This is a genomic window from Acetobacterium sp., assembly GCF_039830195.1.
Taxonomy (GTDB): domain Bacteria; phylum Bacillota; class Clostridia; order Eubacteriales; family Eubacteriaceae; genus Acetobacterium.
The window spans coordinates 61,710-74,140 of the sequence record NZ_JBDODG010000011.1 but is presented as its reverse complement, the minus strand read 5'-3'; the positions used below and the strand labels follow the sequence as shown (position 1 = coordinate 74,140).

The 12,431-nt window shown below is 39.1% G+C and carries 13 protein-coding genes; 11 read left to right on the top strand and 2 right to left on the bottom strand.

Features of this window, described 5'->3' with window-relative positions; translation table 11 throughout:
* Nucleotides 1-4 precede the first annotated feature (4 nt).
* The 3 genes from ABGU93_RS03990 to ABGU93_RS03980 all read left to right on the top strand — a co-directional run bounded on the left by ABGU93_RS03990 (nt 5) and on the right by ABGU93_RS03980 (nt 2,540).
* Nucleotides 5-1,084: a mannose-1-phosphate guanylyltransferase gene (locus tag ABGU93_RS03990; protein ID WP_347412209.1), complete on the top strand. Its 1,080-nt coding sequence runs from the start codon at nt 5-7 to the stop codon at nt 1,082-1,084.
* Between the two features lie 32 nt (nt 1,085-1,116).
* Nucleotides 1,117-1,824 (top strand): acylneuraminate cytidylyltransferase family protein, encoded by a 708-nt coding sequence (locus ABGU93_RS03985; protein WP_347412208.1) that lies wholly within the window; start codon nt 1,117-1,119, stop codon nt 1,822-1,824.
* A gap of 80 nt (nt 1,825-1,904) precedes the next feature.
* Nucleotides 1,905-2,540, top strand: a complete 636-nt coding sequence (locus tag ABGU93_RS03980) for an acetyltransferase (protein WP_347412207.1) — start codon at nt 1,905-1,907, stop codon at nt 2,538-2,540.
* A 191-nt stretch (nt 2,541-2,731) separates the two neighbouring features.
* Here the strand turns inward: ABGU93_RS03980 and ABGU93_RS03975 are convergent, their stop codons facing one another.
* Together ABGU93_RS03975 and ABGU93_RS03970 are read right to left on the bottom strand one after the other, a co-directional pair.
* Nucleotides 2,732-3,094, bottom strand: a complete 363-nt coding sequence (locus tag ABGU93_RS03975; RefSeq protein WP_347412206.1) for an EscU/YscU/HrcU family type III secretion system export apparatus switch protein — start codon at nt 3,092-3,094, stop codon at nt 2,732-2,734.
* Nucleotides 3,081-4,643, bottom strand: a complete 1,563-nt coding sequence (locus tag ABGU93_RS03970; protein ID WP_347412205.1) for a hypothetical protein — start codon at nt 4,641-4,643, stop codon at nt 3,081-3,083. The genes ABGU93_RS03975 and ABGU93_RS03970 overlap by 14 nt, the downstream gene beginning before the upstream one ends.
* 380 nt (nt 4,644-5,023) lie before the next feature.
* On the opposite strand from ABGU93_RS03970, the gene ABGU93_RS03965 reads away from it, so the two are divergent.
* The 8 genes from ABGU93_RS03965 (at nt 5,024) to fliE (ending at nt 12,380) form a co-directional block, all read left to right on the top strand.
* Entirely contained in the window at nt 5,024-7,183 is a 2,160-nt protein-coding gene (locus ABGU93_RS03965; protein WP_347412204.1) for a chemotaxis protein CheA, read from the top strand.
* Nucleotides 7,184-7,227: 44 nt separating this feature from the next.
* A complete protein-coding gene (locus tag ABGU93_RS03960; protein WP_347412203.1) occupies nt 7,228-8,040 on the top strand; it encodes a protein-glutamate O-methyltransferase CheR in 813 nt (270 codons plus the stop codon).
* Between the two features lie 101 nt (nt 8,041-8,141).
* A complete protein-coding gene (gene fliD / locus ABGU93_RS03955) occupies nt 8,142-10,031 on the top strand; it encodes a flagellar filament capping protein FliD (protein ID WP_347412202.1) in 1,890 nt (629 codons plus the stop codon).
* A 22-nt stretch (nt 10,032-10,053) separates the two neighbouring features.
* Entirely contained in the window at nt 10,054-10,446 is a 393-nt protein-coding gene (fliS, locus tag ABGU93_RS03950) for a flagellar export chaperone FliS (RefSeq protein WP_347412201.1), read from the top strand.
* 1 nt (nt 10,447) lies between these two features.
* Nucleotides 10,448-10,843 (top strand): flagellar protein FliT, encoded by a 396-nt coding sequence (locus tag ABGU93_RS03945; RefSeq protein WP_347412200.1) that lies wholly within the window; start codon nt 10,448-10,450, stop codon nt 10,841-10,843.
* Between the two features lie 358 nt (nt 10,844-11,201).
* Nucleotides 11,202-11,609, top strand: a complete 408-nt coding sequence (gene flgB / locus ABGU93_RS03940; protein ID WP_347412199.1) for a flagellar basal body rod protein FlgB — start codon at nt 11,202-11,204, stop codon at nt 11,607-11,609.
* Nucleotides 11,610-12,047, top strand: a complete 438-nt coding sequence (gene flgC, locus ABGU93_RS03935) for a flagellar basal body rod protein FlgC (RefSeq protein ID WP_347412198.1) — start codon at nt 11,610-11,612, stop codon at nt 12,045-12,047.
* A gap of 12 nt (nt 12,048-12,059) precedes the next feature.
* Nucleotides 12,060-12,380, top strand: a complete 321-nt coding sequence (gene fliE / locus ABGU93_RS03930; protein ID WP_347412197.1) for a flagellar hook-basal body complex protein FliE — start codon at nt 12,060-12,062, stop codon at nt 12,378-12,380.
* The last annotated feature ends 51 nt before the right edge of the window (nt 12,381-12,431 follow it).

Here is a 12,431-nt window from a genome sequence, read left to right as displayed (position 1 = left end):
ACAAATGAATAACAAAAAGCCGCTCATTGCTCTTATTATGGCAGGCGGAAAAGGCGAACGATTTTGGCCTAAAAGCAGAGAAAACCTGCCAAAACAGTTTATCTCTTTAGTTGGTGAAGGGTCAATGCTACAACAAACTGTTGCAAGGATTGATCAGCTTTTACCTTTTGAACGGATATTTGTGATTACAGGCAAGCGGTACCAGGATTTAGTAGCTCAACAACTACCAAAGTTGCCGCTAGAAAATATTATTTTAGAGCCGACTGGAATGGATACAGCTCCCTGCATTGGACTGGGTGTGTCTAAAATTAAGAAGCTATTTAATAATTGTAACATTGTTATCTTACCGGCAGATCATGTTATTCAAGATGTGGAAAAATTTTTACAAACGATCAGATTTTCAGATGATTTTCTTAATAATGGACATGAAGGGATTTTGACAATTGGGATAGAACCTGATCGACCGGAAACTGGTTATGGCTATATCAAGGTTGAGGATCACCCCTGTGAAAATGAGATTTATCGGGTTCGAAGATTTGTAGAAAAGCCAGACTCAAACTTGGCGGAAACGTATATTAGCGAAGGAAATTATTTTTGGAATAGTGGTATCTTTATTACCGATGCAAACTACATTTTAAAACGAATTGACGAGTTCTTACCTGAGCTTGGCAGTATTTTAAAAAAAATCGACAGTGCGATGGGAACAACACAAGAAGAAAGTGTCTTAGCAGAACAATACAAAAACTGTCCAAGAATATCCATCGACTATGGGGTGATGCAACGGGAAGAAAAAATATTCATGATTAAGAGCAGTTTCATATGGGATGATGTCGGCAACTGGAATTCAGTTGGAGAGTACTTGAAAAATGAAAATAGTAATCGAATTTTAGGGGAGGCATTACTGAGGGATTCCCACAATAATATTGTCTTTAACGAAGGTAAAGCTGTACTTGTTGGCCTTGGTATAGAGGACTTAGTGATTGTTAACACAGCTGACGCGATTCTGATTGCAAAAAAAGACCGTGTACAAGAAATTAAAAAAATAACCGAACAACTTAAAGTCGAACATGAGGAGCTACTATAAATGGATTGGGCTATTTTGAGAGGATTATCAAAATGAAAAATAATGGTATTCTTGCAGTTATACCGGCCAGAAGTGGCTCAAAGGGATTAAAAGATAAAAATATCAAAAAGTTGAACGGCAAACCTTTATTAGCCTATACTATCGAAGCAGCTATAGAAAGCAGTGTTTTCAAAGAAATAATTGTGTCAACGGATAGTGAAACCTACGCTGATATTGCCAGACAATTTGGTGCCCATGTACCTTTTTTGAGATCAGCAGTTTTAGCAGAGGATAGTGCTTCAACCAATGACGTAATTACGGAAGTCCTTGATTGGATAAACAGGGAGAAATTTAGTCAATTTATGCTTTTACAACCAACCTCTCCGTTGAGAACAGCAAACGATATTACAAATGCTTTAAATCTATTTACTGAAAAAAAGGCAAATGCAGTGGTGAGTTTATGTGAAGTCGACCATTCCCCCATGTATACCGGACTTGTGCCGGAAAATCTACGCATAGATAGCTTTTTAAGTAAGGATATTAGTTATCGGCGTCAGGATCTGCCAAAGTATTTCCGCTTAAATGGAGCTATTTATTTATCAGACATTGATTATTTTTTGAAATATAAAAACTTATATGAAGAAAAATGTTTCGCTTACATCATGGATAAGAGAAGATCAGTTGATATTGATGATGAATTCGACTTTGAACTGGCTACATTTTTATTAAAATCTCGGAAGGATAAATCGGATAACATATAGTTACAAAAAAAAGTGACTGTTTTTTGTTGGAGCAGGTGACTTTAGTAGCTGTGAGATGTAGTACGATATAATTTGGTGAAATGAAAAGTAAACTCTTATTAATTGGCGGAGGCGGGCATTGCAAAACGGTTGTCGAGGCTGTTTTACTGAGTGGCGAATTTAATGAAGTTGGGATTATTGATAAACCTCAAAAAACTGGAAGTAGTGTACTTGGAGTTAAAATAATTGGTAACGATTCAGATTTGCCATGTTTAAAGGAAAACGGATTTGAATATGCGTTTATTAGTCTTGGTAGTATCGGTGATGCTGGTCGAAGAATTGAGCTTTACAAGATATTAGTTGAATTAGGTTTTAAAGTTCCGTCAATTGTGCACCCTTCGGCAAATATAAGTCCTCATTCTGAAATAGACGAAGGAGTATTTATTGGAAAAAATGTAATTGTAAATGGGGATACCAAGATCTTAAAGAATTCGATTCTGAATACTGGTTGTATCATCGAACATGATTGTCAGATTGGTTCTTTTGTTCATATAGCTCCTGGTGTTATACTTAGTGGCAATGTAATAATTGGTAACAATACGCATGTTGGAGCCGGAACAGTGGTTCGACAGGATATCAGTATAGGTGATAATACAGTCATTGGTATTGGTAGCGTGGTTACGAAGGAGATTGGTGGTAATAGTTTGGCCTACGGGAATCCGTGTAGAATCATGTAAACTGGTCTTTCTTAATCAGCGTTTAATCTCAGATGATAAGATCTGTATTCAAATATTGAATGATCGGAATTGGACTTCCCATATATTTAAAGAAGAAGTCGCTGATGAAATATGCAAACGGATTATCAAGACCTATTTTCAGGAGCTCAAAGTGCTGTTAACAGGGTTGGTGAAGTAATTCCGCTCATCAATCAAAACAACCTTCCCCCCACATCATTCCCCTCCGCCAAGTTCAACAACGACACATAAATATTAACGACTATTTGAAACAGCTCCGGGGGGATTTCCTGACCCATTTGGAGCTTGGAAAGCAGGGTGGCGGCAGAGTCGTCGTGATAAATGGGAATGCCGTTTTCTTCGGCCACATTTAAGATATTTTGGGCAACAAAACCGGTGCCGGCAGCGACGATCACCGGGGCATTGTTTTTCTCCGGATCATAACGCAGAGCGGTGACTTTCAAGGGTTTATCCGGCGCTGCTGCTTCAGCTGATGTTTTCTGGCCATCCTCAATCTGGACGGCCTTTTTCGTTTTTTTGTCTTTAGATGGTGACATCAAGACCTACCTTTCTAAAAGCCAGTTTTGGAAAACGTTGCAGGATTGTCTGGCTTTGCAAGTATTCGCCAACCCCATAACCGGTCAGGGAATAGCCCTGTTCCTCAACGATGGTTTTTAATTGTTCTCTGGTGGATTTTAATGTTTCAACCAGCGGTGCTGGTGACTTGATATTCAGGGTTATATTTTTATCTCGGGCCAGTAGCTCCACCTCGAAATTTCCGTAGCGGTCGGATTGAATGGTAAAGAAGATATCCGTTGCATTTTCGGCGTTCCCTTTTTCGCCCTTTTTAGCGGTGGGGTCTTTATCTACAAAAAACTCGCCATAGGAATTTTCATCCAAAAACCGTAGCGGTATTAAAAAATGCATGATGGTAAAGATTGGGCTTTCGTTTCTTACCATGGTTTGCAATAGGTTTTGGGCGGAGTTAATAATTTTGTTTGAATTTTTTTCATCCAGGGCCTGTTCCAGCAGTTGAGCCAGAGCAACCTTTTCGCCTTCTCCCGGATTTCGGGAAGAAGATTCCAAACGTTCGGCTAATATTTCAGCTTCTTTAGCATGCAGGAAAAGTTGATTTTTCATGTCGACAATCTCACTGTCGGTCAAGTTTGATAATGGTTTTAAAGCCTGGGAAAATCGCAACACTGCAGCTTCCAGTTGCTCAGGGTTGCCCTTGTCATAGCGGACAATATGGTCGATAATAGTCGCCACCGACTGATAGGTTTTATCGCTGTAAGCCTGGGACTGCAAAATTTGACGAAGAGCCGGGATGGTTTCATTTTTAAGCAGCTGTTGAATTTCCTGGTAGTTGAGGTTTTTGGAGTTTAACAGGTTTTCGATTCGCGACAAACGCTGTTCAAATTGATCACCCAGTTTACCATTTTGAGCTGCCTTCAAACTGATGAGGTTCTGGAGCGACTGATTGGGCTGTTCTTTAGCATTTGATTGGCTTAATACGGCTTCCAGTTTTATTAGTTGCTGTTCAAGCACGGCCCGCTCTTTAGATGGCAGTGTCATCAATAAACGGCTGGCTTCTAAAAAGATACCGTTAAGTGTTTGGTTACGGTTCACGTAGGCATCGTAATGTCTGAGAATCGATGCAATCGCATCTTTTAACTGGGGGTACCCTTCCAGTTTTGCCAGTGATCTAAGACTGTCAAAAAATGATCCCTTAAAGAGGGAATCTGTTTTATCCCGCAGCAAAAGCTCACTTAACAGATCCTGGGAATTGATAAAGAGGCCGTCCAGCAGTTCCTTGGGAAGGGCGCCAGCAGAGGATTCGAAAAGTTCAGAAATTAACACCAGCTTGCGCAATGCATCGGCTTCGGCGGTGGTGCTGTTCATTAAGGGTTTTAGAATTTCTTTTTGTAAATTCTGAAACAGGGTTTCGCGGAAACTCTCCTTCTGGTAGTTTTCTGAAACAGGTTCTATCTTAACAGCATTATCAAGGTTATTGATGTCAAAAATCGAATCACTGGGGGTATGTTTACTCGGTATATCGGTAACTTTTGGTGTGGAAACGGTTGAGGTTATTTTAATACTATCCAACAGAGAGCTCCTTTCTATATTGCTTTTCGATGATTCGAAATTTTGGGCTAATTGAATTATGATTGTGCTTTTGTTAGTTTAGATTATACTGTATTAGCAAAAGATAATCAATCATTTAAGATTGATTTCGAAAGTTGATCAGGATTGATAAAGTTTTGCTGAGTTTTTAGATAATTCTAAGGATTCACTTGTTTTTGTCGATATATCAAAAGACGAATAAATTAATGCTGAAAATTTGCTAAATAATCATATTACACAGACTGATAAAGTCTTATAAATTGGGGTATATTATAAGCGATGAAAAAAATGAAGTGCATTTAATACAAAAAGCCGATATAATAAAATTAGATAAAATTTCGTGTATATAAAGGATGGACAAAATGAGTAATTATGATTCTGGAAATGATTCCATTTTAGAGATGTATATTTTTGAATCGGAAACACTGCTTGATCAATTAGAAGAAATTTTACTTCAGTCTGAAGACAATGCGGAACTGACGCCGGATGACATTAATGAAATCTTCCGGATTATGCATACCATTAAAGGGTCTTCAGCGATGATGGAATTTGATATGCTGGCCCATTCTTCTCATAAGTTGGAAGATCTGTTTTTCGTAATTCGGGAAAACGGAATAAAGCCGGAAGACTTTGGGGATTTGATGGACCTGGTTCTTAATTTCTCCACTTTCTTAAAAGGCGAAGTTGAGAAGATTAAGAACAACGAAACCCTCCTGGATGAAAACGACCAACTGATTATCGAAACGGACGCGTTTTTGAATCGGATTAAAGGATTACCTCAGGAAACAAGTGAACAAGATCAGACAGAAAACAGCGACAGTATCGCTGCGGGCAGTGAATCAGAACTATTAGAAGCGACAGTTGAAGATGATTTGTTCGGCGATATGAGTTTTGAAGAAATTAGAGACGACGCAATTGAAGAAGCTGAGGACAATACTGACATCGTTATGACCGGTGATAAACCTAACGTTTACTGCATCCATACCCGCTTTAACGTCGACTCGCAAATGGAGAATATCCGTGCGTTTATGCTGGTTAACAAACTGGAATCCATTGGGAAGGTCTCAAAAATGGTTCCGGAACAATTGAATAACAATCCCGAAGCGGCCGGGATTATCTTGAAAAACGGTTTCTTCTGTCATCTTGAAACAACGGCAGACAAGGAAACCATTGAAAATATTGCATTGAGTATTCTATCGGTTAAGAGTATCGAATTTCTGGATTGTGCCCAGGAAGAAGTCATTGAAGCGGAAACAGACACAAAACCAGAAGTCGTAGAGATCGGCAAAAAAGCTCTAGAAAAGACTGTAGACGCTAAGACCGCTGATGCTAAGCAACAGAAAAATAACGTCCAAAATCTTATCAGCGTCGATCTGAATAAGCTGGATACCCTGATGAACCTGATCGGGGAGATCGTTATTACCGAATCCATGGTTTTTGGTAGCGTCGGCATGGAAGGCAAGCGTGATGAAAGCTTTGAGAAAGCCTCAACTCAGCTGCAAAAACTGACGGATGAACTACAGGACATTGTCATGTCGATCCGGATGATTCCGATCGCCGGTACCTTCAAAAAAATGCAGCGGATTGTCAGAGATGTTGGCAAGAAGCTAAAAAAAGAAGTGGAATTCATCACTATGGGTGAGAGCACCGAGGTTGATAAAACCATCATCGACGGGATTGCTGATCCCCTGATGCATCTGGTCCGAAATTCGATGGATCATGGTCTTGAAAGTACAGAAGAACGAATTGCCGCTGGCAAGAACCCCATCGGTAAGGTAATTCTATCGGCCCAGAATGTTGGTGGCGATATTATCATTTCGGTCAGTGATGACGGTAAAGGTTTGGATCCCGTCGGGATTCTGGAAAAAGCCAAAGAGAAAAAACTGCTGGTTAAACCAGAAGAAGAATATTCCGAAAAAGAAATTCTTAATCTGATCATGGCCCCAGGCTTCTCGACCAAAGAAACCGTGACTGAGTTTTCAGGTCGTGGCGTTGGTATGGATGTGGTTAAGAAAAACATTGAAAAGGTAGGCGGATCCATTTCCATCGAAAGCGAAAAAGGATCAGGCACTAATATTTTCTTAAAGATACCACTGACCTTGTCGATCATTTCCGGAATGGAAGTTCTGGTTGGCGAAGACATCTATGAAATCCCGATCAGTAATATTCGGGAAACATTTAAGATTACCTCCAATCAGTTAATTAAAGATCCGGACAATAACGAAATGGTCATGATACGTGGGGTATGCTATCCACTGATCCGTCTCCATGATATTTTTGAAGACAAAAAATGTGAAACCCATATTGAAGATGGCATTTTAATGCTGGTGGATTCCGGCGATACATTCGCCTGCCTGTTTATGGATGATCTGATTAAGAAACACCAGATTGTAGTTAAACCGATTCCCAAATACTTAAACCACTATTCAATTAAAAACTCCGGGATTGCCGGCTGTACGATTCTAGGAAATGGAAGTATCAGCCTGATTGTTGATATCCCGGCGATTTTAGACCACTATTAGAATAAAGAGAAGATTAATTAAAAGATAAACGATGAGGTAAGAAAATGATAAAACTTAAGGAAGACGAATTTCAGGCGATCACAACCTATGTGCATTCCAATTATGGTGTTGATTTACGAAAAAAGCGACACCTGATTGAAGGCCGCTTGAGTCATTATGTATCCCAACTGGGTTATGACAACTATATGGATTATTTTGAGTACGTCAAAAATGATAAGAAGAATGATGAAACCAGTGTACTCATAAATAAACTGACTACCAATCATACCTATTTTTTACGGGAAAGCGAACATTTTGATTTCTACAAACAACAGGTTCTTCCTTGGGTTGACGAAACCGCCAAAACCAAAGACTTACGGGTATGGAGTGCCGGATGTTCATCAGGACAGGAACCTTACACCTTGGCCATGATTACCCATGATTATTTAGGTAACAAACTCAGTAACTGGGAAAGTACAATCCTGGCATCGGATATATCAGACAAGGTATTGATGACCGCTAAATCTGGGGTTTACTCCAAGGAAGAGCTTTCCAAGATTCCGATGGAATGGAAACGGAAATATTTTATGGATTACGATGAAGAGTATTTGTCGGTCACCGACCCGATTCGTAAAGGGGTGGCATATCGTAACTTTAACTTACTGGCCCGTTTCCAATTTAAAAAACCCTTTCATGCGATATTTTGTCGAAATGTGATGATTTATTTTGACAAGCCCACAAAAAATGATGTCGTTCAGAAGTTTTATGATTCATTGCTGCCGGGGGGCTACTTTTTCATTGGCCAAAGCGAGTCTTTAGCTTCGGTGGACCATAGCTTTAAATATGTGAAACCTTCCATTTATCAAAAAGAAGCCTAAAGTATTCGGGGCAAATGACGATTATATAAATAACGAACAAATAATCGGATAACTTGGTAAAAATATAATTTTAGTAAGAAATATAGTTTGGAGGGATAAAAATGGCAACTTCAGTTAATTCATCAACAAGCACCTTATCGTCATTATCAGCTAAAACTGGTATGGCCGGACTGGTGTCTGGCTTGGATACAGAATCATTAGTCGAAAGCTTGACAAGTTCCAGTCGTTCAAAAATTGCAAAGCAGCAACAAAGTGTCCAAAGATTAGAATGGAAACAAACAGCATATCGAAATGTTTCCAAAGCGCTTAAAGAATTTCAGACAAAATATCTGGACACTCTGTCAACGACAAATTTTCGAAGTGCGGCATTATTTAATACAATCAAAGCGACAACAGCGTCTGATAAAATATCGGTAGAATCCACCAGTTCGGCAAGTGCGGGAAGCATTAAGATAACTAATGTCACACAGTTGGCAACGAATCAGACTGTTTCTAGTGGCGTGAGCGCATCAAAACCATTAACTGGTACGGGGATTAATGAAACGGAATTGTTAAATAGTATTACGCCCGATGAAAGCAAGTCGTTTTTATTAAAATTAGATGGTAAAGTCCGTACGATCACATTAGATTCGAGCTTTGTAACCGCTGCACAAGATGGTGCTGTGGGTTTTGAGGCAGCGTTTCAGCAAAAAATTGATGATGCTTTTGGCAAAAAAACAAATGGAGACTCTGTAGTTGATGTTTCATATGATGGTTCAAGTATAGGTTTTTCAGCCTCAGGTTCACAATTGACAATAAGCGCTCTGGATTCAGGGACGCTTAGCCAATTAGGTTTTATTGATGGTCAAACGGATCGACTTAGCACAACAAAAACCTTGGCAGACCTTTCTTCATCTTTGAAAACATCTTTGGCAGGATCAGAATTTAAATTTGCAATCAATGGCAAAGAGTTTAATTTCAGTAGTACAGATACGCTGTCATCAGTAATTAGTAAGGTTAACGCCAGCGATGCTGGTGTAACAATGGCTTATTCATCAATTACTGACAAATTCACTTTAACTGCAAAAGAAAGTGGTGCTGGTAACAATGTTGTTGTCTCTGAATCTTCGGGAAATATGATGACAGCATTTGGTTTAACAGATGCGGTTTCTAATACCGTAGATGGTGTCAATGCAGAGTTGGAAGTAAACGGTGTAGCAATTGTTAGAACATCTAATAACATCGAAGTCGATGGGGTGAAGATTCAGCTTAATGAATTGACCGCTACAGATGAAGTCTTAACTGTTTCCATGAGTGCTGACACAACTAGTTTAAAAGATACCATTAAAAGCTTTGTAACTGACTATAATAACATGCTTGATTTAATGAATGGACTGATAAAGGAAAAGGCAAGTGCTGAATATCCTCCTTTGACAGATGACCAAAAAGAAGATATGTCAGAAAAAGAAATTGAAGCATGGGAAACCAAGGCAAAAGTTGGTTTATTGCAGGGAGATAGCGCACTAAAAACAATCACGTCAAAAATGCAGTCAATGATATATGGTTCTGCTGTTAGTGGTGGAATTAGTCTTTTTAATATGGGGATCACTTCATCAGGTTACACCGATAATGGCAAACTGAAAATCGACGAAGAAAAACTGGACATAGCCTTAGAAACAAAAGGTACGGAAATAAGAGAGCTTTTCACAACGGAAAATACCGGCCTGGCTAACCAGCTAAATTCAATAATCAATAACGCAGCGAAAACAAGTGGAGTAAAAGGAACAAGAGGCTCGCTAATTGAATTGGCAGGATATGAATCCACTCTTTCCAACACAGAAAACAGCATCACTGAAAGTATCGCTGATACAAATAAGAATATAACTAAATTAAAAGCCACACTTAAAACACAAGAAACTTATTACTGGAACAAGTTTTCAGCTTTGGAAACTGCGCTTCAACAGTTAAATAGTCAGAGTTCAATGATTACTTCATTCGGAACTAGTTCATAATTACAGAAAGGGGGGAAATGTAATGCAATATGCTAACGCTTATCAGGAATCCAAGCGATATGCCATTGAATCCTTATCCAAAGGAGAAGTGGTCATCAAGCTTTTTGAAGAAGCAGAAAAACAAGTTAAAATGGGTATCATCCTAATTGAAAGGGATAGTTTTGCAAAAGCTTATAATTGTATTGCAAAAGCCCAAAAGATTATCACCTCATTAAATCTTTCTTTAGATATGCAATACCCCATTTCAATTGAACTGAACGAAATGTACAGCTTTATTTTTACAAAACTGGGTGAAGCTAATGCCAGTCGGGATATTGAATTACTGCGAAGTCTATTGGCTTTAATTGTTGATCTGAAAGACTCATTTAAGGAAGCAGAAAAAATCAGCAACCCTTCAAAATCTCGAGGACTGTAAAATGAATGATAATTCTCATGAATTATGCAAGGAGAAAATTCTTGTTTTAAAAGAATATGTAACAAAGGGTGAAGAAATCCTCAGCAGTATTGAAGATTGGGAGTGCTTGGCGGCAATACTGGAAGAACGCGATCAGCTGATCTTGCGATTGAAAAGTATGGAAGAGCAATTCACAGGACTAAAGGGTAATCAAGTTTGTACGATTGAAGAGAAGGGACAGATTGACAGCTTGATCAAACTGATCCAGGATATGGATCAAAACTGTATTCACCTGATTAAAGCCGAACAGCAAAAGACCTTGCAGGATTTGAAAAAAAACCAGCAAAACCAAAAAGTTGCTGATTATGAAATCAGTTTAACTCCGAGTTATGGAACATTTCTTGACGCCAAAAAATAAAAATATAGCCTAAAAAAAGCAGCCATGGTTGCTTTTTTTTACGCAACCCCATATAATAAAATCAAATGGGGAAATGGCAATATTATGATATACAGTTCTTGTATTCGTTATTGATTTTATAATAAGCTGGAAGGTTGGATTTCCTAGTTTTAGCCACCGTTATCTTAATTATAACTAAAATAGAATATTTATCTATTTGTTGTTTTTTCAAAATTATGTTATTATGGTAATATCTAGCAGTTTGAATATTTGGTCCAGAAACGTTGGACTTTCAGCGTTGATTCCCCAAATAGACTAATAATAAATAATATAAATTTGGCTGGCAATCAACCCAGCACGAAGAAAGAAGGAGGACACGATGATTGGTGATTCAATAACTTCGGCCTTATATCAAAAGGCATTGGACGGTACCTGGCAACGACAGAAAGCTACCAGCAATAACATTGCTAATTCCGAAACACCGGGCTATAAAGCGATTAAAGTCAATTTTGAAGATTCATTAAAAGCTGAAATGAATAAACTTCAAACGACTACCAGTTCAGGTTCCACAGCTTTTCTGGATAAAATGGAAAGTATCAAGTCCATTGAGGATTCTAACATCAGTGTTTATGAAGGTGCCACGTCCAGCCGTCTGGATGAAAACAATGTGGATCTGGAATCTGAAAACATTGATATGTCCAAGTCTGTGTTGCAGTATTACTATCTGGTTCGTGGTGTCAGCGATTCCTATTCAAGATTAAAATACGCAGTAAACGGAGGGAAATAAATGAGTTTCTTAAGTTCTTTTAATATATCCGGCTCCGGGATGACGGCGCAGAAATATCGATTGGATATTATTGCCCAGAACATTGCTAATGCTCAGGTTACCCGAACCGAAGATGGCGAACCCTATCGGCGCAAAATGACAGTACTTAGCAGCGTCAGTACCGGAACCTTTCAGGATGCGTTAAAAACGGCCACCGGTGTGGTTCAAAAAGACGGGGTTCAGGTTGAAGCCGTAATTGAAGACCCTTCAGCTTTAGTGCCTGTTTATGACCCGACCCACCCCGATGCCAATGCTGAGGGTTATGTTATGTATCCCAATGTGAACACGGCTCAGGAAATGACCGACGCCATGGGTGCCAGTCGGGCTTATGAAGCCAATGTGACGGCGTTTAATGCCACAAAATCAATTGTTCTAAAGGCCCTGGAAATCGGCCGATAAAAGGAGAGAATTATGTTTATAGTACCAATGAGTTCAATTATCAGCGGAGCAGGCGTTGGATCCGTTGCCGGTAATGCCGCTCAAACTGCGGCTGCAACAGAAACGGGTGCTGGTGGCGATTTTAAAAATATCATGCAGGATGTCATCAATAATGTCGAAGAAACAGAAGCGGCTACCAAGGTAGATGCCTATAATCTTTCCATAGGCAATATGGATGATATGCATACGATGATGATTAACACGGCCAAAGCAGATGTTGCGCTGCAAACCATGGTTCAACTCCGTAATAAGGTGTTAGAGTCATACCAGACTGTTATGAACACAGGATTGTAAATTTGAGCGTATTAATACCGTATTTAAGGCAAGCAGAGGATACTGATAAGA

What these genes read in the sequence shown, in the direction of transcription:
- ABGU93_RS03990 (WP_347412209.1), top strand. Translation starts at nt 5, where the DNA reads ATGAATAACAAAAAGCCGCTCATTGCTCTTATTATGGCAGGCGGAAAA.
- ABGU93_RS03985 (WP_347412208.1), top strand. Translation starts at nt 1,117, where the DNA reads ATGAAAAATAATGGTATTCTTGCAGTTATACCGGCCAGAAGTGGCTCA.
- ABGU93_RS03980 (WP_347412207.1), top strand. Translation starts at nt 1,905, where the DNA reads ATGAAAAGTAAACTCTTATTAATTGGCGGAGGCGGGCATTGCAAAACG.
- ABGU93_RS03975 (WP_347412206.1), bottom strand. Translation starts at nt 3,094, where the DNA reads ATGTCACCATCTAAAGACAAAAAAACGAAAAAGGCCGTCCAGATTGAG.
- ABGU93_RS03965 (WP_347412204.1), top strand. Translation starts at nt 5,024, where the DNA reads ATGAGTAATTATGATTCTGGAAATGATTCCATTTTAGAGATGTATATT.
- ABGU93_RS03960 (WP_347412203.1), top strand. Translation starts at nt 7,228, where the DNA reads ATGATAAAACTTAAGGAAGACGAATTTCAGGCGATCACAACCTATGTG.
- fliD (WP_347412202.1), top strand. Translation starts at nt 8,142, where the DNA reads ATGGCAACTTCAGTTAATTCATCAACAAGCACCTTATCGTCATTATCA.
- fliS (WP_347412201.1), top strand. Translation starts at nt 10,054, where the DNA reads ATGCAATATGCTAACGCTTATCAGGAATCCAAGCGATATGCCATTGAA.
- ABGU93_RS03945 (WP_347412200.1), top strand. Translation starts at nt 10,448, where the DNA reads ATGAATGATAATTCTCATGAATTATGCAAGGAGAAAATTCTTGTTTTA.
- flgB (WP_347412199.1), top strand. Translation starts at nt 11,202, where the DNA reads ATGATTGGTGATTCAATAACTTCGGCCTTATATCAAAAGGCATTGGAC.
- flgC (WP_347412198.1), top strand. Translation starts at nt 11,610, where the DNA reads ATGAGTTTCTTAAGTTCTTTTAATATATCCGGCTCCGGGATGACGGCG.
- fliE (WP_347412197.1), top strand. Translation starts at nt 12,060, where the DNA reads ATGTTTATAGTACCAATGAGTTCAATTATCAGCGGAGCAGGCGTTGGA.